Origin of the sequence: Magnetospirillum molischianum DSM 120 (assembly GCF_000294655.1) — a bacterium.
GTDB classification, from domain to species: Bacteria; Pseudomonadota; Alphaproteobacteria; order Rhodospirillales; family Magnetospirillaceae; genus Phaeospirillum; species Phaeospirillum molischianum.
Window position 1 is genome coordinate 48,564 of record NZ_CAHP01000054.1, and the last position, 19,895, is coordinate 68,458.

The window sequence follows — 19,895 nt, forward strand, 5'->3', positions numbered from 1 at the left end:
AACTTTGTTCCCTGCGTCATCCTGTTTTTTAATTTAGATTCCATAGCGCAGGGCGTGAGCGAAAGAGTCGATGCCTTAACCGGGCTGTCTAGAGAAGACGCAAGGAGGGTTTCCGCCATGTTCCGCTGCCTGCTGGTCTCGTGCTTGTCCATTTGCGCTGTCGCCCCGGCGTTGGCCGATCCATCAGCCGGGGCGCCGACCCGGCTGATGCCGGATACCCCTCTTGTGATTACTATCTCAAAGCCGGATTGTTCACGTCTGATCCGCCACATCCCGGATGCTGACGTTGCCTATCGCCCCGGCGTGGATGCGCGTGGACGGCGGGTCGTGTCCGCCGATCTTGATCCGGTTGCCGCCGATTTCGCCCGAAGAGTTGTGCCCGATGTGTTGGAAATTCCGATCACGATTAATCCACTCACCTACAACAAGGAGCGTCAGGGCAATACGACCCCGCAAGGCATCGCTAAGGGACTGGGCCTAACCCAGTCGAAGATCGGGACGGTCAAGTACGACTTCGCCAGAGATAGCTTTACCTTTAACGATCAGCCGATGATGTTGGACGACCAGCGGGCACTTGCCGCCGCCTGTGCCCGTCGGGGTGTGCGTTAACGTCATGCCCGGTAGCGGCGTTTTCCGACATGACCATGTGGCCCGGTTCGTGACAGGCCGGGAAATCCGGGCTAAAGTCCGCGCTTTCCAGCCTTTCCCGATTCCAGAGGACCGTCATGCGCCGTTCCAGCTTTTTCCTGCCGACCCTGAAGGAGACCCCGTCCGAGGCTCAGATCGCCTCGCACCGGCTGATGCTGCGGGCCGGGATGATCCGCCAGTCGGCTGCGGGCATCTATTCCTGGCTGCCATTGGGTCTGAAGGTATTGCGTCGGATCGAACAGATCGTGCGCGAGGAACAGGACGCCGCCGGTGCTCAGGAACTGCTGATGCCGACCATTCAGTCGGCCGATATCTGGCGGGAGAGCGGGCGCTATGATGCCTATGGTAAAGAGATGCTCCGTATCCGCGACCGTCACGACCGCGAGATGCTGTTTGGTCCGACCAATGAAGAGCTGATCACCCAGCTGTTCCGCGACAATGTTAAGAGCTACCGAGATCTTCCGAAGATCCTCTATCACATCCAGTGGAAGTTCCGCGACGAGGTTCGTCCCCGCTTTGGGGTGATGCGCGGCCGCGAATTCCTGATGAAGGATAGCTATTCATTTGATCTTGATTTCGAAGGCGCGAAGAAGTCTTACGAAACGATGTTTACCGCTTACCTCAAGACCTTTAAGCGGATGGGCCTGACCGCGATTCCCATGCGGGCGGATTCTGGGGCGATCGGCGGTAATCTGACCCATGAGTTTCATATTCTGGCCGAGACCGGCGAGAGCGGCGTGTTCTATGATGTCGCCTACGATGAATTGGCGGCAAAGGGTGAAATCGATCTCGAAGCGCTCGACCGTCTCTATGCCGCGACAGACGAAAAGCACGTGCCCGGCGGTCCCGGCGTTCCGCCTGCGGAACAGTTGCGGGAAGCTCGTGGGATCGAAGTCGGCCACATCTTCTATTTCGGCACCAAATATTCCAAGGCGATGAATGCGGTGGTGCAGGGACCGAACGGTGATCCTGTTGCTGTCGAAATGGGATCTTACGGTATCGGCGTTTCGCGTCTGGTCGGCGCGATTATCGAGGCCCACCACGACGAGCGCGGTATCATCTGGCCTGCTTCGGTTGCCCCGTTCCAGGTCGGGCTGATCAATCTGAAAAGCGGCGATACCGCCTGTGATGCTGTCTGCGAGGATCTTTATACCAAGCTGACGGCGGCGGGAATCGAGACCCTCTACGATGACCGCGACGATCGCGCCGGGGTCAAGTTCGCCGACATGGATCTGATCGGTCTGCCGTGGCAGGTGGTGATTGGGCCGAAGGGTGTTGCTGCCGGGATCGTCGAACTGAAAAACCGTGCGACCGGCGAGCGGGTTGAACTGTCGGCTGAAGCGGCACTGGCCCGTCTGGCTGGATAAGGTTGTCTCTGGGAGACCCCCGATGATTTTTGGTTCGTTCGAGCGGATGGTGGCGTTTCGCTACCTCCGGGCCCGGCGCAAGGAAGGCTTCATCTCGGTTATCGCTGGCTTCTCGCTGGCGGGGATCGGTCTTGGCGTTGCCACCCTGATCGTGGTGATGGCGGTGATGAATGGCTTCCGTCATGAATTGCTGGGCCGCATCCTGGGCATCAACGGCCATATCGGGGTTTACGGAGCCCAAGCCCCATTGTCCGAATTCGATTCGCTGGCGGATCGAATTCGGGCGCTGACTGGGGTCACCATGGTCATTCCCACTGTCGAGGGGCAGGTGTTCACCTCGTCTCCGAATGGCGGAGGTACCGGCGCGATTGTCCGTGGTGTCCGCCCCGAGGATTTGCTGGCCCGACAGATTTTTGCTCGCAATTGGCGTGGCGTTCCGGCTGAATTTACCGGAGAGGATTCTGTTGTTCTCGGCTACCGTCTTGCCGAGAAACTGGGGGTTTCAATCGGTGATACCGTCACGTTGATCTCGCCCAAGGGGAGCGCCACCGCTTTTGGCACCGTTCCCCGGATGCGCGGCTATCGGGTGGCGGGAACCTTTAATGTTGGCATGTTCGAATACGATTCCGGCTTTGTCTTCATGCCGTTGCCTGCCGCGCAGACCTTCTTTCGCCTGCCCGGCGCGGTGACCCAGATCGAGGTGTTCCTGGACGATCCCGACCGGGTGCCCGTGACCCGGCGCGAGTTGACCGATCTGACCGGCGGGGCCGCTCGAATTTATGATTGGCAACAGGCGAATGCCAATTTTTTCAATGCGGTTCAGGTCGAGCGGAACGTGATGTTCCTCATCCTGACCCTGATTATCCTGGTCGCTGCCTTCAATATCATCTCCAGCCTGATCATGCTGGTGAAGGATAAGGGGCGCGATATCGCGATCCTGCGGACGATGGGGGCAACGCGGGGGATGATCATGCGCATCTTCTTTCTGTCCGGTGCATCGGTCGGCGTGGCTGGGACGGTGTTCGGCACCGTGCTGGGGGTGTGGTTCGCCACCCATATCGAGGCGATCCGCCAGTTCATCCAATCGATCATCGGTCGCGAGCTGTTTGCCGCTGAGATCTACTTTTTGACTCAGCTGCCCGCCCGCGTCGAAACCGGCGAGGTGGTGACGGTCGTGCTGATGGCGCTGGGTCTGTCGTTTGCCGCGACGATCTACCCGTCCTGGCGGGCGGCAAGGCTCGATCCGGTGGAGGCGTTGCGCTATGAGTAAGGCCCAGACCGAGGGATTGCGGCTGTCGGGTATTTGTCGCCGCTTCAGCCAGGGGAAAGAAACGCTCGACGTTCTCCGTGGGGCGAATCTCAATATCCAAAGTGGGGAGATCGTTGCTTTGGTCGGTCCGTCCGGGGCTGGCAAATCAACTCTGCTCCATATCGCCGGGTTGTTGGAGCGCCCCGACCAGGGTGAGGTTTTCCTGGCTGGGATTTCCGCTGGCGACCAGAGCGAGGCCGAACGGACCAGATTGCGCCGTCTCCATCTTGGTTTCGTTTATCAATTCCATCATCTGCTGCCGGAATTCTCTGCCGTCGAGAATATCATTTTGCCACAGATGATCGCGGGAATCGCCAAGCCGACGGCGCGCGAGAGAGCAACCGATCTGCTCGACCGGATGGGATTGGCGAACCGTGCCGATCATCGCCCCGGACAATTGTCCGGGGGCGAACAGCAGCGGGTGGCGATCTGCCGCGCTCTGGCCAACGGGCCACGAGTTCTGTTAGCCGACGAACCGACCGGCAATCTCGACCCTCACACCGCTGAATCCGTCTTTGCCGAACTGATCGCACTGGTGCGCGGAACCGGGGTCGCGGCTCTGATCGCGACCCATAATCCTGAACTCGCCCAGAGGATGGACCGGGTTGTGACGCTCCGGGACGGCATCCTGGTCACGGGGTAGGGTTTCTCTGTGCGCGTCGAGGTTCCAGCCTGAATTTAGGGAGTGTCGCTCGTGGCCGCCTGTGCCGACTTTGTTCATCTTCGCGTGCACACGGCCTTTTCGCTGTCGGAAGGCGCGATCAAGATCAAGCAATTGGTCAAGGCGTGCGAAAAGATGGCGATGCCTGCGGTGGCGATCACCGATAGCGGTAACCTGTTCGGCGCGCTGGAATTTTCGACCTACTGCGCTGATGCCGGGATTCAGCCGATCATCGGAGTGCAGTTGGCGATCCGCCGCGAGGACGGTGCACCGACTCGCGATGGGCGGCGCCCCGATCCTGATCCGGTGGTGCTCTTGTGCCAGACCGAGGCTGGCTATCTCAATCTTCTGAAACTCGTTTCGAAAGCGTTTTTGGAGACCGAAGGCGGTGAAATTCCCCAGGTGGCCGTCTCGGATCTGGAGGAGCGTGCCGGTGGTCTGATCTGCCTGACCGGAGGTCCTGCCGGCCCGGTTGGGCGGATGCTGGCCGAAGGGCAGGGTGACAAAGCCGAGGCTCTGCTCATGCGCCTGGCAGAGGCTTTCTCTGGTCGCCTCTATGTCGAGCTGATGCGCCATGGCCTTGATGTCGAGGACCGGATTGAACCGGCTTTAATCGATCTTGCCTATCGTTTCGATCTGCCTCTGATCGCGACCAACGAACCTTATTTTGTCGATCGCGACATGTATCGTGCGCACGACGCGCTGATTTGCATTGCCGATGGAACCTATGTCGCCGAGGACAATCGCCGCCGACTGACACCGGAGCATTATTTCAAATCTCCGGCCGAGATGCGCGAGCTTTTCCAGGATCTTCCCGAAGCGATCGACAACACCGTGGTGGTAGCGCGGCGCTGCGCCTTCATGGTGACCAAACGCAAGCCGATCCTGCCGCCCTTCCACATGGACGGCCTGACAGAGCCCGAGGTTTTGCGCAAGATGACCCTCGACGGTCTGGAAAAGCGGATGTGGAAGCATGTCTTCCGCCCCGGCATGACCGACGAGGAGCGCGCCGAAATTGCTCGACCGTATCGCGAGCGGACCGAATACGAGCTGGGAATCATCAACCAGATGGGATTCCCCGGCTATTTTCTGATCGTTTCCGACTTCATCCAATGGTCGAAGGGTCATGAGATACCCGTCGGTCCAGGACGCGGCTCCGGTGCCGGTTCTGTGGTGGCCTGGGCATTGACCATCACCGATCTCGACCCGTTGCGCTGGGGGCTGCTGTTCGAGCGGTTTTTGAACCCTGAACGCGTCTCGATGCCTGACTTCGACATCGATTTCTGCCAGGACCGCCGCGAAGAAACAATTCGCTACGTACAGGAGCGCTACGGCTACGCTCAGGTGGCCCAGATCATCACCTTCGGTAAGCTCCAGGCCCGAGCGGTGTTGCGCGACGTGGGCCGGGTGTTGCAGATGCCTTATGGACAGGTGGATCGCCTGTGCAAACTGGTGCCGAACAACCCGGCCAATCCGGTCACGCTGGAGCAGGCGCTGGAAAGCGAGCCGCTGCTGAAAGAGATGAAGGAGCGTGACGAAACAGTCGGGCAACTCCTTGATCTGGCGATGAAACTGGAAGGGCTGTACCGCCACGCCTCGACCCATGCCGCGGGTGTTGTGATCGGCGACCGTCATCTTGACGAATTGGTTCCGCTGTACCGCGATCCGCGCTCCGACATGCCGGTGACTCAGTTCAATATGAAATGGGTCGAATCGGCTGGTCTGGTCAAATTTGACTTCCTGGGTCTTAAAACCCTGTCAGTGATGCAGACCGCCGTTCGGCATATCAAGACGACCAGCGGGGTGGAGGTCGATCTGTCGGCGATTCCCCTGGACGACACCCGGACTTACGAGATGCTGACACGGGGCGATACCGCCGGTGTGTTCCAGTTGGAAAGTTCTGGGATGCGTGACGTCCTGCGCAAGATGGGGCCGAACCGCCTTGAGGATCTGATTGCAGTGGTGGCGCTGTATCGTCCCGGCCCGATGGACCAGATTCCTCGCTACATCGCTTGTAAGCATGGGAGCGAAACCCCTGATTATATGCATCCGTTACTGGAGCCGATCCTAACCGAAACCTTCGGGATCATGGTCTACCAGGAACAGGTGATGCAGATTGCCCAGGTTCTGTCGGGCTATTCGCTTGGTGGCGCCGATCTGTTGCGCCGGGCCATGGGCAAAAAGATCCGCGAGGAGATGGAAGCTCAGCGCAAGCAATTCGTCGATGGCGCGGTAGCCCGTGGTGTCGATGGTGCCCAGGCTTCGATGATCTTCGACAAAGTGGCGAAGTTCGCCGAGTATGGTTTCAACAAATCGCATGCTGCCGCCTATGCTCTGATCGCCTATCAGACCGCATGGCTAAAAGCCAATTATCCGGCCGAATTCATGGCCGCGACGATGACCTATGACATGAACAACACCGACAAGCTCAATGGCTTGCGCCAGGAGCTGGATCGGTTGGGGATTCCGTTGTTGCCCCCCGATATCAATGCATCGCGGGCTGATTTTGCTGTCGAGCGTGTGGCCGATGGCCGCTCGGCGGTGCGTTATGCCCTGGCAGCGCTCAAGAATGTCGGTGAAGGTGCGATGAAGGCGCTGATCGACGAGCGCGACCGTGGCAACCGCTTCCGCGATCTGCCCGATTTCGTCGCCCGGATGGATTCCCGCCTGATCAATCGTCGCCAGTTGGAAAACCTGATCAAGGCCGGTGTGTTCGATTCGATCGATCGCAACCGGGGGCGACTGTTTCGTAACGCGGACACTCTGGTCCGCACCGCTGCGCAGGCCGCCGAGGATCGCGCCAGCAGCCAAATGAGCCTGTTGGGCGGAGCCGACCAGCCGACTCTAAAGCTGGAAGCCGGACCCGACTGGTCTCCGCACGAAAAGCTCAATATGGAGTTCGAATCAGTCGGATTCTATCTTTCCGCGCATCCTCTTGACGCCTTCACGAAAAGCTTGAAGCGATTGAATGTCCTGAAGGTCGCGGAACTGCCGCGTCACCTGATGGCCGGAGGGAAGGGACGGGTGCGGCTGGCCGGGTCGTTGCTATCGAAACAGGAACGGGTCTCGGCCAAAGGGTCGCGCTACGCCTTTCTTCAATTTTCGGATTCATCGGGTCTGTTCGAGGTGACCTGTTTTTCCGAGACACTGGCGGCCGCACGCGAATTGCTCGAAGCGGGTGGGGCTCTGTTGCTGGAAGTTGACGCCAAGCTTGAGGAAGAGCAATTGCGCATGACCTGTCAGCGCATCTCCTCGCTCGATCAGGAAGCGGCTAAGGCCGCCGCTGGTATCCGCGTCTTTCTTGAGGATGACAGCGCCATTCCGGCGTTGCGTGATCTGATCGATGGTATCGGGCGCGGCCGTAACCGGGTCGCTATCGTTGCCCGGATTGATGGGCGCGAGGTCGAACTCGGCCTCAAATCGACCATCACCATCACCCCGGCCTTCATGCTGTCGTTACGCTCGATTGCTGGGATTGCCGAGGTCGAGGAAATATAAAGCGGAGGTCAGGCATCACCCCGAACGCAATGTCCGGATTGCGGCGTCGCGTTCGAATAAATAGAGCAGAACTCGAAGCGCCTCGCTCCGTGGCCCGGTCAGTTCGGGGTCGCGGTCGAGAATTAGGCGGGAATCGTCGCGGGCAATCTCAAGCAGGTCTCCATGACGGTCAAGATCGGCGAGGTGGAATTCCGGCAGGCCGCTTTGGCGGGTGCCGAGAATCTCGCCGCCGCCGCGCAGGCGAAGGTCTTCCTCGGCAATGACGAAGCCGTCCTCGGTGGCGCGGAGAATTTCCAGTCTGGCCTTGGCGACCTCCCCCAAAGGGTGACCATAGAGTAAAAGACAGGTCGAGCGACCGCTGCCGCGACCAACCCGTCCGCGTAGCTGATGCAACTGAGCCAACCCGAAGCGTTCAGCGTGCTCAACCACCATAATGGTCGCTTCAGGGACGTTGACGCCGACCTCGATCACGGTCGTGGCGACCAGAATATCAATATCTCCGGCGGCGAAGCGCTCCATCACCGCATCACGGGCAGACCCTTTCATCCGCCCATGGATCAATCCAACCCTCTCGCCGAATTGCTCCGTCAACGTCTGGTGGCGCGCTTCGGCAGCGGCAAGGTCCAGCTGTTCCGATTCTTCCACCAGAGGGCAGACCCAATAAACCCGCGCCCCACCGTTGACGGCGCGGCCAACTGCCGCCACCATTTCGTCGAGTCGGGTCAGGGGAACCACACGGGTGTCAATCGGTTGACGCCCCGGTGGCTTCTCGTCCAGACGCGACGCGTCCATATCGCCATAGGCGCTGAGTAGCAATGTGCGCGGGATCGGGGTCGCGGTCATCACCAGCATATCGACGGCAAAGCCCTTTGCCGCCAGATCCAGGCGTTGATGAACGCCAAAACGATGTTGTTCATCGATCACGGCTAACCCAAGTTCGCGGAACACGACGTCTTCCTGAAATAAGGCGTGAGTGCCAATGAGAAGGTCGATGTCTCCCTCGGCCAGAGACGCCAGTAATTTCTCACGCGCTTTCCCCTTATCGCGCCCGGTCAGCAATGCGAGGCGGATGCCAGCGGCTTCGGCCAACGGGGAGAGGGTGGCAAGGTGCTGACGGGCTAGAATCTCCGTTGGAGCCATCAGTGCCGCCTGGGCACCGGCTTCAATCGCCGTCAGCATTGCCAGCAGGGCCACCACCGTCTTGCCGCTGCCAACATCGCCCTGGAGCAGTCGGAGCATTCGGAGCGGTTCGGCCATGTCGGAATCGATTTCTGACACAGCCCGACTCTGTGCCCCGGTCAGTTGGAACGGAAGAGCCGCCATCACCTTGGCGCGCATCACGCCTGCGGGTGCCGCCAATGAACGACCCTTCTGCCGTCGCAGGTTGGCGCGGACCAGTGCCAGTGCGAGCTGAGTGGCCAACAATTCATCGTAGGCGAGGCGACGACGGGGCGGACTATCCGGGTTTAAGGCTCCAGCATCGTCGGGCCGATGGACCGCCAGCAGTGCCGTCCGCCAAGACGGCCAGCTTTGGCGGGCCAACCATGCCGGATCTTGCCATTCGGGCAGTTCAGGGGCTCGGGCCAGCGCCGCCGCTGCTGCCTTGGCTAATGGGCGTTGAGTGAGACCGGCCGTGAGGGGATAGACCTGCTCGATCACCATGACCTCGGCCTTGCGCTCTGGCGGAACGATATGGTCGGGATGAGGGAAGTTGATCTCGTTGTTGAAATGTTCGACCAGTCCGCTGACGATTCTAATCTCGCCCTCGGGCAATTGATGGCGCAGCCAATCCTCGCGTCCATGAAAGAACACCAGATGAGCGAAGCCGGTTTCGTCGGAGACCCGGACCCGATAGGGCCGCCTTGGGCCATCACCGGGGAAATGAGCCTCGACCCGTACCGTGACCGTCGCCACCTGGCCGGGCGGCGCGTCGTTCAGACGCGGCGAACAGCGGCGATCGACGACCGAGGTGGGCAGATGCCACAGCAGATCAACGACCTTGCTCCCCAGCAGTCGTTCATAGAGCGGAGCAAGACGTGGGCCTACCCCTGGCAAAGCGGTGATAGGGGCGAACAGCGGAAACAGACATTGAGGGCGCATCGGACGGCTGACAGCGGCGAAGAAGGGTTCTATCCTAACCGGCTCTGATCCCGACGCAATGCCGGAACGCGATGTCTGAACCCAACCAGTCACGATTTAAGCGCCTTTTGTTCCGGGCCCATCATATGGGCTCGAACGAGAACGACATTCTCTTCGGACGCTTCGCCGAGCGCCGTCTGTCCCGTTTCACGCCGGAACAGCTGGATCGGTTCGAGCATCTGCTGGGGCAGACCGACAGCGATCTGTTCGACTGGGTGACAGGCAAGAGGCCAGTCCCTGACGAACTGAACGACGACGTGATGGCGATGATCCGCGAGTTCGTTCAAACCGAAGCGTCAGTCCCTTGACCCTGCCGGAGGCTTTTCTGTCGGCACCGGGCCGGATTACCCTGGCCGGAACGCCCGAGGGTCGCGATGCCCTGGCTCTGGCAGAGTTGGCGCGTGCCCATCCTGAACGGGATTTTCTGTTTGTCGCCCGCGATGACGGGCGATTGGCACGGATGGTCGAGGCTCTGACCTTTTTCGCGCCCGACCTTACGATCCTCGATTTTCCCGCCTGGGATTGCGTCCCCTATGATCGGGTTTCCCCACATGTCGATGTGGTGGCCCGCCGCGTCGATACCCTGGCCCGGTTGGCCGAGCGCTCGGCGGGGGCACCCGGCGTTCTGGTCTTGACGAATGTCGCGGCTCTGGCGCAACGGGTTCCGCCCCGCGAATCGTTAAGCCGTGCCAGTCTGACCGCCCGAGCCGGTGTGCGGCTACCGCTGGGTAAGCTGATCTCCTTCCTTGAACATACTGGTTATGTCCGTTCGGATACCGTGATGGAATCCGGCGAATATGCGGTTCGCGGCGGCATCGTCGATCTATTTCCGCCAGGATGTCCCGAGCCGTTACGGCTGGATTTCTTTGGCGATGAAATCGAGGCCGTGCGCGCCTTTGATCCGATGAGCCAGCGCACGACTGGCCCGGTTGATGGCTTTGTCTGCCGCCCGGTCAGCGAGGTGACGCTGGACGAAGGATCGATCGCCCGTTTTCGCGCCGGCTATCGCGAGTTGTTTGGGGTCGTGCAAGGAGCCGATCCGCTATACGAGAGCATCTCGGAAGGCGTTAAATTCACTGGCATGGAACATTGGCTGCCGTTGTTCCACGAGGGACTCGACACTCTGTTCGCCTATTTGCCCGACGCGACCGCAGTGCTCGATCCCCAGACCGATCAGGCTCTGTCGGCGCGGCAGGATCTGGTGCTGGAATATTACGACGCCCGCCGCTCGATCGACGGATCGGGACAGGTCGAATCTGGAATGGTCTATCACCCGTTGCCGCCGCCTCTGCTCTATCTTGAGACCGAGGAATGGACCCGGCAATTGGCGACTCGGCCGGTGCTGCTTCTGTCGCCGTTCGATTCTGTCGAGGATAATGTCAATACCACGGTTGACATGGGGGGGCGGATCGGATGCGATTTCGCCGACGTACGGACGCGTCCCGGCGTTAACCTGTATGACGGTGTACGTGAGCGGATTGAAGCCGAGATCAAGGGCGGTCGCCGGGTCGTGATTGCCGCCTGGACATCAGGATCGCGTGATCGCCTTACCGCGATGCTGAAAGATCGCGGACTGAAAAACGTCGAGATCGTCGAAAGCTGGGCCGAGGCGGTCAGCGGGGGACCGAAGCGGGTTGCGGCGGTGGTGCTGGGACTTGATCATGGCTTCGTTACGCCCGATCTGGCGTTGATCACTGAACAAGATATCCTGGGGGATCGTCTTGCTCGTCCGGCGCGGAAGAAGAAAAAAGGCGCTCAGTTCATCGCCGAGGCTTCTGCGCTGTCCGAGGGCGATCTGGTGGTCCATGTCGAGCATGGCATCGGTCGCTATGACGGTCTGGTGGCGCTCCAAGTCGCCGGAGCCCCTCACGATTGCCTGCGCGTGATCTATGACGGTGGCGACAAGCTCTTTGTTCCAGTTGAAAATATCGAGGTTTTAACCCGCTTTGGCTCGGATCAGAGCGGGGTGGCGCTCGACAAGCTGGGCGGAACCGCTTGGCAGTCGCGAAAGGCACGGCTAAAGAAGCGTATCCGCGATATCGCCGATAAGCTGATCCAGGTCGCCGCCTTGCGCCAACTTCGTCAGGGCGAAAGTCTGGTTCCTGCCGAAGGGCTGTATGACGAGTTTTGCGCCCGCTTCCCCTGGGCCGAGACCGATGACCAGTTACGGGCGATCGAGGAAACGGTTGCCGACATGGGGTCTGGTCGCCCGATGGATCGTCTGATTTGTGGCGATGTCGGCTTCGGTAAGACCGAAGTCGCGCTCCGAGCCGCTTTTGTCGCCGCGCTTCAGGGGTTGCAAGTGGCGGTGGTAGTGCCGACGACCTTGCTGGCCCGCCAGCATTACCGCACCTTCCGTGAGCGCTTCCAGGGGTTGCCGGTGCGGATCGAGCAATTGTCCCGACTGGTTACCGCAAAACAGGCCGCCGAAACAAAGGTTGGGCTGGCTCAAGGGACTCTCGATATCGTTGTCGGCACCCATGCCGTGCTGGCGAAGTCGATCAGCTTCAAGCGGTTGGGACTGCTTATCATTGACGAAGAGCAGCATTTCGGTGTTGCTCACAAGGAAAGGCTGAAGCAGCTAAAGGCCGACATTCACGTTCTAACCCTTAGCGCGACGCCGATTCCGCGCACCCTGCAACTGGCGTTGTCGGGAGTGAAGGAAATGAGCGTGATCGCGACGCCGCCGGTTGATCGGCTGGCGGTGCGAACCTTCATCATGCCTTATGACCCGGTGGTGCTGCGCGAAGCGATCATGCGTGAGCGCTATCGTGGCGGACAGGTGTTCTATGTCTGCCCGCGTCTGGCCGATATCGATCACGTCGCCGACCGGCTGGCGAAACTGGTTCCCGAAGTCAAGACCGCCGTCGCGCATGGCCGCCTGTCGCCGACTGAACTGGAAGAAGTGATGGTGGCCTTCGGAGATCGGCAGTATGACGTTCTCCTGTCGACCAATATCGTCGAATCCGGTCTCGACATGCCCAGTGTCAACACGTTGATTATCCATCGCGCCGACATGTTCGGCCTTGGCCAGCTTTACCAGTTGCGTGGCCGGGTTGGACGGGGAAAGGTGCGTGGGTATGCCTATTTTACTCTGCCCAACGACAAGGTGTTGTCGAAGGCGGCCGAAAAGCGGTTGCAGGTCATGCAGACGCTGGATTCGCTAGGGGCGGGCTTCCAACTGGCGAGCCACGATCTTGATATCCGCGGTGCTGGCAATCTGTTGGGTGACGAGCAATCCGGCCATATTCGCGAGGTCGGTATCGAACTCTATCAGCAGATGCTCGAAGAAGCCGTTGCGGCGGCCAAAGGTGGTCTGTCCGCCGACGCTGCCGAGGAATGGTCGCCGCAGATCACTCTGGGTAGCCCGGTGTTAATTCCCGAAACCTATGTTGCCGATCTGTCGGTTCGCCTCTCGCTTTATCGCCGTATCGGTCAGTTGGACGAGCAGACTGAACTCGATGCATTGGCGGCGGAACTCATCGACCGCTTTGGGAAGTTACCGCCCGAGGTCGAGAATCTGCTCGAAGTTGTTGGAATTAAAGCATTGTGCAAGCAGGCCGGAATCGAAAAAGTCGATTCCGGGCCAAAGGGCGCGGTGGTGACCCTGCGGGGTAACCTCTTCGCCAATCCCGCCGGACTGGTGCAATATGTCAGCCGTGCCGCTGGGTCCTGCAAGATACGTCCAGACCACAAGCTTGTCTTCCTGCGTGACTGGGACGACCCGGCCAAGCGGGTCAAGGGCTTGCGATCCGTTATCGCCAAACTGGCTGAACTGGCCCGGGCGTAATTTCATTGAAGTTCAGCCGAACGTCATTCAACTCCAGGACATGAGATGAAATACCCTAAGCCCCCCGGCGTGATCCCGCTCGACAATATCCTGCCCGACGAACCGTTGCTGATGATGGGTGCCGGTCCGGTGCCGATCCCGCACAAGGTCGCCAGCGCCAATTCGGTGGTGATCAATCATCTGGGTGAGACCATGAGCCAAGTGGTCGAGCAGGTGAAGGTGATGTCCCGCTATGTCTTCCAGACCGATTCGGGGCATGTCTTGGGCGTTTCCGGACCGGCTTCGGCGGCGATGGAGATGGCGATCTGTAATCTGGTCGAGCCAGGCACGCGCGTTTTGAGCATCCGCAACGGGTTATTCAGCGGTCGCCTAGCCGAGATGGCCACTCGGGTCGGCGGTGACGTGACGATCCTTGAGGTTCCCGACAAACAGTCGGTCAGTCCCGAAGCGGTCGAAGCGGCGCTGAAGGAGGGAGGATTCACGGTTCTGACGGTGGTGCAGGGCGAGACCTCCAACACGGTTTGGAATCGTGATCTTGCTGAAATCTGTCGGCTGGGCAAGGCCTATGGCTGTCTCAACGTCGTCGATACGGTTTGTACTCTTTCGACGATGCCGATGGAGATGGATGAATGGGGCGTCGATGCTGTCATCACCGGCGGCCAGAAGGGGCTCTCGTCGATTCCTGGCGTTTCCCTGATTGCCTTTTCCGACGATGCCTGGACCCGGATCGAGCAGCGTAACGCACCGATGGCTCATTGGTGTCTCGATGCGCGGCTGGCCGACAAATTCTGGAATCAGAAATCCTATCACTACACCGCTCCCGTTTCCGGCGTTTTGGCGCTCCACGAGGCTCTGCGGTTGATCTGTGAAGAAACCTTGCCGGCTCGCTTTCGCCGTCATGCCGTCTGTTCAGCCGCGTTGCAGGCTGGAATCGAGGCGATGGGTCTCGATCTGCTGATTCCGGCTGAGGCGCGGTTGAACTCCGTGGTGGGGATCAGCGTTCCCGACGGTGTGTCCGCCGACCGGATCCGTCACATTATGTCAGAGATGTATAGGGTTGAAATCTCAGGCGCTTTCGGCCTCAATATCCTGCGTATCGGTCAGATGGGCGAACAGAGCCGTACTCACAACCTGTCGCGGACCCTGCATGCGCTTGGTGCTGGTATGAGGGTGGCCGGGGGACGGGTCGATCCACCAGCTGGAATGGCCGCGATGGAGCGGGTTCTGGCAGCAAACATCGAACGGCACTAGGTCGTTCAACGGGCCGGAACGATGGCCGCCATTGCGATTGGACCCGGATTCGTGGCAAAAGGAACTCTGAATTTGACCACATCTTGGGGTGTCGCCATGGCGGGGCCATCGAAATCTTGGCTGGCGATGACGGTATCGCTGGGATTACTGGCATTGCCCGGTTGTGTCGGCGCGTCCGATGGCCAGGCGGCGACCGAAGAGAACGGAGCGGCTGTTGTAACGATTGCACCACAGCCGCTCCGGACGACCGAATCGGCCGCGCCGCCCAGGGCCGAAAGCTTCGCCGACTTTATTGATGGTGTTCGTGCCGATGCGTTGGCCGCCGGGGTGAAGCCCGCAACGCTCGATGCTGCTCTTGCCGGGGTCACCCATATCGATCGGGTGATCGAACTTGACCGCAAGCAGCCGGAATTTTCTCTTAGCTTCAGCACCTATCTCGACCGAATCGTGACTCCGGCACGAGTGGCCGAGGGGAAGCGCAAGCTAGAAGAAAACCGTGACCTGTTGGCCGCGATTGAACGGCGCTACGGGGTGCAGCCCCGTTTCATCGTCGCGCTATGGGGGATCGAAACGGGTTTTGGCCGCAATACCGGGGGAATGTCCGTCGTTTCCTCGCTGGCGACCCTGGCCTATGACGGTCGCCGCTCGGCCTATTTCCGTACCGAATTGATGCAGGCACTGACGATTCTCGATCAGGGGCATATCGCGCCGTCGGCGATGGTCGGCTCATGGGCCGGAGCAATGGGGCAGTGCCAGTTCATGCCCTCGACCTTCGTTAAATTCGCTGTCGATTGGGATGGTGATGGACGCCGTGATATCTGGCGCAACCAGGGTGACGCCCTGGCCTCAGCGGCTAATTATCTGTCGTCTGAAGGATGGATCGGCGACCAGACCTGGGGCCGGGCCGTCGATGTGCCCGAGGGGCTGTCTGCGGAATTGACCGGGGTGGATAAGACCAGGACGTTGGCTGAGTGGTCGCGATTGGGGATTCATGCCGCTGACGGCAAACCTTTGCCGCAGCGCGACATCCGTGCGTCCTTAATCCGGGCAGAACAAGGCAAAGGACAGCCTTTTCTAGTCTATGACAATTTTAGAACGATCATGAAATGGAATCGTTCAACCTTTTTTGCGTTGGCGGTCGGTCATCTTGCAGACCGGATCGGCGACCGTTAAGGTTCGAATGATGTGTGTGGATGGCCTTGGGGAATGACCAGATGATGTGTAACGCGCGGCAGGCCTCGTTACTCGCCCTGCTGATCGCGTCGGGTGCGATTCTTGGTGGGTGCGCCGAGAGTGGCCACTCGGCAAAATCGTCGTGGTCGTCAGGCGACTCTCCAGCGATCTCGTCCTCGGCGGTCCAGAACTACAAGGTCGGCAAGCCTTATCAGGTTGCGGGCGTGTGGTACTACCCTCAGGAGGATTTCGACTACGACGAAACCGGCATTGCCTCCTGGTATGGTCCCGACTTCCACGCCAAGCTGACAGCCAACGGCGAAGTGTTCGACCAGAATGCCGTCAGCGCGGCTCATAAGACCCTTCAACTTCCCTGTGTCGCCCGAGTGACCAACCTGGAAAATGGTCGTTCGATCATCTTGCGCATCAATGATCGCGGCCCCTTCGTCAACGGCCGCATTATCGATCTGTCGCGTAAATCGGCTCAGTTGCTGGGGATGGAGGGGAAGGGGACCGCCAAGGTGCGGGTGGAAGTTCTGAACGAGGAAAGCCGGGTTCTGGCTGGTAAGTTGAAACCCGATTCGTCTGGGACCGAGCCTAAAGTGGCGTCGGCGGCTCCGCGTGGATCGGTGGTCGCAGAGACTCTGCCGCCGCCGCCCGGCATCACTGCCCGCCCGGTCGATCAGCCTGCGACACCCGCCGCGCCCCCACCGTCCCGCCGCGAAGCCGCGGTGGCAGAGGCCGATCTGTCCAATCAGGTCGTTAATACCGTTCCCGTCCATCCGACCAGCCTTTACGTTCAGGCCGGATCGTTCGGTCGCCATGATAATGCCTTGCGGCTGTCGGCACGGCTGTCCAATGTCGGCAAGCCTCAGATTCAGCAGGCGACTGTTCAGGGGCGCACTGTCTATCGCGTCCGCATCGGCCCGATCTCAAATGTCGATGAAGCCGACCGGATGCTTGATGCCGTTGTTGCCGTCGGCCAGACCGATGCCCGAGTGGTGGTCGACTGACAAAACCCCCGTCTTGTTCCAAAGGGACGAGAGATTTGTGATTTCCCGCGCATCGCGGTTCCGATGTGCTTTGTTCCGTTACCAACTGACAGGTCGAAGACGTTGAAGATGCTCCCGCTTTTCCGCCGGTCGCTGCTTGCGGCCATAGTCGCCGCCGGTCTGGGTCTGGATAATGTCGCGTCCGCCCAGTCCATCGATACCTCTGCCCGTCAGGCGATCATCACTGATTTCGATACCGGAACGGTGATGATGGAAAAGAACGCCGACGAGTTGATGGTGCCGTCGTCGATGAGCAAATTGATGACCGTGTTCATGGTCTTCGAGAAGGTGAAATCTGGTGCCTGGAAGCCCGATGACGCCTTGCCGGTCAGTGAGACTGCCTGGAAGCGCCATTACAAGTCCGACGGTTCGATGATGTTTCTGCCGGTTAATTCGACAGCGACCGTTGATGAATTGCTGAAGGGGGTGGTGATCCAGTCGGGCAACGATGCCTGTTCTGTGTTGGCTGAAGCCCATTCTGGTAGCGAGGAGGCCTTTGCCGAGGCGATGACCCGTCGCGCCCGCCAGATCGGCCTGACCCGTTCGACTTTCCGTAACGCGAGCGGCTGGCCTGAGCCAGATCATATGATGACGGCTCGCGACCTGTCGGTTTTGGCCCGCCATCTGATCGCCGATTTTCCCGATTATTATCCGCTATTCAGCCAGATGGAGTTTGTTTTCAACGGCATCCGTCAGGGGAATCGCAACCCTCTGCTGTACGGTACTCCTGGTGCCGATGGATTGAAGACGGGCCATACCCAAGCGGCGGGATTCGGCCTGACCGCCTCTATCAAGCGTGGCGACCGTCGTATTGTTATGGTGCTGAACGGCTTGGGCAGCATGCAGCAACGGGCTGACGAATCCCGCCGTTTGGCCGAATGGGCCTTCCGCGAATGGGACCGCTACCCGTTGTTCCGCGCTGGCGAAGTGGTGATTCCCGATGCGCCAGTGTGGATGGGTGAGGCCCGCACCGTGTCCCTGGTCGCCAAGTCGGATCTGGCGGTGACGTTGCCGCGCCGCGCCCGCGCCGACATGAAGGTTTCTGTCGTGTTCAATGGCCCGATTCCGAGCCCGGTCAAAGCCGGAACCGAGATCGGCAAGGTCGTTGTCACCGCTCCTGGCCTGTCGCCGTTGGAGATGCCGCTGGTGGCCGCTGCCGACGTCGCCCGTCTGGGCTTTGGTGGCCGTCTCGCCGAGACGATCCGTAGCTTCTTCTCTGGTTCGTAGAGGTAAGCTTGTGACCTTGCCGCAGCCAACATCTGGACGGTTCATCACCATCGAAGGCGGCGAGGGGGCTGGCAAATCGACCCAGGTCGTTTTGCTGGCCGAGGCGTTGCGCTCGCGCGGGGTGACAGTCGTCACCACCCGCGAGCCCGGCGGTTCGGAGGGAGCCGAGGCGATCCGAAGTCTGCTGGTTTCTGGGGAGACCGGGCGATGGGATGGCATCACCGAAGCGTTGTTGCATTTCGCCGCCCGGCGCGACCACCTTCTGCGCTCTGTCTGGCCTGCGCTTGAGCGGGGGGAGTGGGTCATCAGCGACCGTTTCGCCGATTCGACTTTGGCCTATCAGGGCTTCGGCCACGGCCTGCCCGCCGAGACGATCGCGAGCCTGTACCAGATCGCTGTCGGACGTTTTATTCCCGATCTGACCTTGATTCTTGATCTGCCCGTTGAGGAAGGATTGAAGCGCGCCGGAATACGTGGCGGAGATGAAGACCGCTATGAACGGATGGGAGTGGGCTTTCATCAACGATTGCGGCAAGGTTTCCTTGATATTGCCGCTGACAATCCTCAGCGTTGCGCTGTGATCGACGCCACCCCGGTTTCGGATGTCGTTCATAGGGTCGTTCTTGCAACGGTCGAAGCGCGGCTTTCTCTACCATGAGCGACATCCCACCACCGCGCGAATCGACCGACCTGTTCGGTCATGACGCGGCGGAGCAGGTTTTGCTCGAAGCATGGTCGTCCGGCAGGTTTCCTCATGCGTGGCTGATCTGCGGTCCGAAAGGGATAGGCAAGGCAACGCTGGCCTATCGACTCGCCCGTTTCGTTTTGGCAGGCGGTGGGGGAGCGAGTCTGTTCGGCGATGCGCCATCCTCTCTGGTTATCCCTCCCGACCATCCGGTGTTTCGTCGCGTTGCCGCGCGAGGACACGCCGATCTTGACGTCGTTGAGCGAGGTTGGGCCGATGATCGCCAGACCCGGCTACGCTCCGAAATCGTGGTTGAGGATGCTCGTGGTATCGGATCGTTCTTGTCGCTCACTCCGGCGGAAGGCGGCTGGCGCATCGTCATCATCGATTCCGCCGACGAGATGAACCGTAATGCGGCTAACGCGGTTTTAAAAGTGCTTGAGGAACCGCCACGCAATGCATTGATGTTGTTGGTTTCCCACTCTCCAGGTCGGCTGTTGCCGACGATCCGTTCACGGTGTCGTCGTCTGACGCTTCGCCCATTATCCGAGGATATCGTCGCTCAATTGCTGGTCCGGCATCGACCAGACTTGAGCGAAGCCGACCGCAATGCCTTGTCTCGCCTGGGCGAAGGCAGCATTGGTAAAGCGTTGTCTCTGGCCGAAGCAGGCGGACTCGACCTTTATCGAGAGATCGTCAGCTTGTTGTTGACACTGCCCCGTCTCGACCTGCCGGCAGTGCATTTCTTTGCTGACCGTGTTGCCCGGCCCGAGGTGGGCGAGCTGTTTTCAACCGTGTCAGAGTTGCTATGCTGGTGGCTGGCTCGCCTGGTTCGCAATGGCGGGCGGGTCGGCGAGGAGGGGAGTCGCGAGGTGGTTTCCGGCGAATCTGCGCTGGTTGATCGCCTCCTGGCGGCGGCCTCTCTTGAACAATGGCTGGAGGTATGGGAAAAGATCAGCCTCATGTTCGCCCGTGCCGAGGCCGTGCATCTCGACCGTAAGCAAGTTCTGCTGGGGGCCTTCTTGACCGTGGAGCGTTTGGCGCGCCACTCGTCTCGATAGCCGTTTTCCGGGCGTTCACAAGACCAGACGGAGG

At 60.1% G+C, this 19,895-nt stretch carries 14 protein-coding genes; 13 read left to right on the top strand and 1 reads right to left on the bottom strand.

The window, feature by feature from the left end; genetic code table 11:
- Positions 1-117 precede the first annotated feature (117 nt).
- From PHAMO_RS18745 to dnaE, 5 genes are all read left to right on the top strand, one after another.
- Complete coding sequence (locus tag PHAMO_RS18745) at positions 118-609, top strand: hypothetical protein (RefSeq protein ID WP_002731152.1); 492 nt, start codon at positions 118-120, stop codon at positions 607-609.
- 116 nt (positions 610-725) lie between these two features.
- Positions 726-2,015: a proline--tRNA ligase gene (proS, locus tag PHAMO_RS16975; protein WP_002731153.1), complete on the top strand. Its 1,290-nt coding sequence runs from the start codon at positions 726-728 to the stop codon at positions 2,013-2,015.
- A gap of 22 nt (positions 2,016-2,037) precedes the next feature.
- Entirely contained in the window at positions 2,038-3,285 is a 1,248-nt protein-coding gene (locus tag PHAMO_RS16980; protein WP_002731155.1) for a lipoprotein-releasing ABC transporter permease subunit, read from the top strand.
- Positions 3,278-3,967 carry an ABC transporter ATP-binding protein gene (locus PHAMO_RS16985; RefSeq protein ID WP_002731156.1) on the top strand — a complete coding sequence of 230 codons (690 nt, stop codon included), beginning with the start codon at positions 3,278-3,280 and terminating at the stop codon, positions 3,965-3,967. Before PHAMO_RS16980 ends, PHAMO_RS16985 begins: the two co-directional genes overlap by 8 nt.
- A gap of 51 nt (positions 3,968-4,018) precedes the next feature.
- The gene (gene dnaE, locus PHAMO_RS16990; protein WP_002731158.1) at positions 4,019-7,483 is read left to right on the top strand and encodes a DNA polymerase III subunit alpha; all 3,465 of its coding nucleotides are present in this window, start codon (positions 4,019-4,021) and stop codon (positions 7,481-7,483) included.
- Positions 7,484-7,498: 15 nt separating this feature from the next.
- Here the strand turns inward: dnaE and recG are convergent, their stop codons facing one another.
- Complete coding sequence (gene recG / locus PHAMO_RS16995; protein WP_002731160.1) at positions 7,499-9,583, bottom strand: ATP-dependent DNA helicase RecG; 2,085 nt, start codon at positions 9,581-9,583, stop codon at positions 7,499-7,501.
- Positions 9,584-9,708: 125 nt separating this feature from the next.
- Here recG and PHAMO_RS17000 point away from each other — a divergent pair, with 125 nt between their 5' ends.
- The 8 genes from PHAMO_RS17000 to PHAMO_RS17035 all read left to right on the top strand — a co-directional run bounded on the left by PHAMO_RS17000 (position 9,709) and on the right by PHAMO_RS17035 (position 19,861).
- Positions 9,709-9,930 (top strand): FAD assembly factor SdhE, encoded by a 222-nt coding sequence (locus PHAMO_RS17000; protein WP_235720880.1) that lies wholly within the window; start codon positions 9,709-9,711, stop codon positions 9,928-9,930.
- Positions 9,927-13,412, top strand: coding sequence for a transcription-repair coupling factor (mfd, locus tag PHAMO_RS17005; protein WP_002731162.1), 3,486 nt, complete (start codon positions 9,927-9,929; stop codon positions 13,410-13,412). Before PHAMO_RS17000 ends, mfd begins: the two co-directional genes overlap by 4 nt.
- A gap of 45 nt (positions 13,413-13,457) precedes the next feature.
- Positions 13,458-14,663, top strand: a complete 1,206-nt coding sequence (locus PHAMO_RS17010; protein ID WP_002731163.1) for a pyridoxal-phosphate-dependent aminotransferase family protein — start codon at positions 13,458-13,460, stop codon at positions 14,661-14,663.
- Between the two features lie 72 nt (positions 14,664-14,735).
- Positions 14,736-15,836 (top strand): lytic murein transglycosylase, encoded by a 1,101-nt coding sequence (locus PHAMO_RS17015; protein WP_235720881.1) that lies wholly within the window; start codon positions 14,736-14,738, stop codon positions 15,834-15,836.
- A 41-nt stretch (positions 15,837-15,877) separates the two neighbouring features.
- Positions 15,878-16,849, top strand: coding sequence for a septal ring lytic transglycosylase RlpA family protein (locus PHAMO_RS17020; RefSeq protein WP_235720882.1), 972 nt, complete (start codon positions 15,878-15,880; stop codon positions 16,847-16,849).
- 108 nt (positions 16,850-16,957) lie between these two features.
- The gene (locus PHAMO_RS17025) at positions 16,958-18,115 is read left to right on the top strand and encodes a D-alanyl-D-alanine carboxypeptidase family protein (RefSeq protein ID WP_002731166.1); all 1,158 of its coding nucleotides are present in this window, start codon (positions 16,958-16,960) and stop codon (positions 18,113-18,115) included.
- Between the two features lie 10 nt (positions 18,116-18,125).
- The gene (tmk, locus tag PHAMO_RS17030) at positions 18,126-18,773 is read left to right on the top strand and encodes a dTMP kinase (RefSeq protein WP_002731167.1); all 648 of its coding nucleotides are present in this window, start codon (positions 18,126-18,128) and stop codon (positions 18,771-18,773) included.
- Positions 18,770-19,861: a DNA polymerase III subunit delta' gene (locus PHAMO_RS17035; RefSeq protein ID WP_002731173.1), complete on the top strand. Its 1,092-nt coding sequence runs from the start codon at positions 18,770-18,772 to the stop codon at positions 19,859-19,861. The genes tmk and PHAMO_RS17035 overlap by 4 nt, the downstream gene beginning before the upstream one ends.
- Positions 19,862-19,895: the final 34 nt, after the last annotated feature.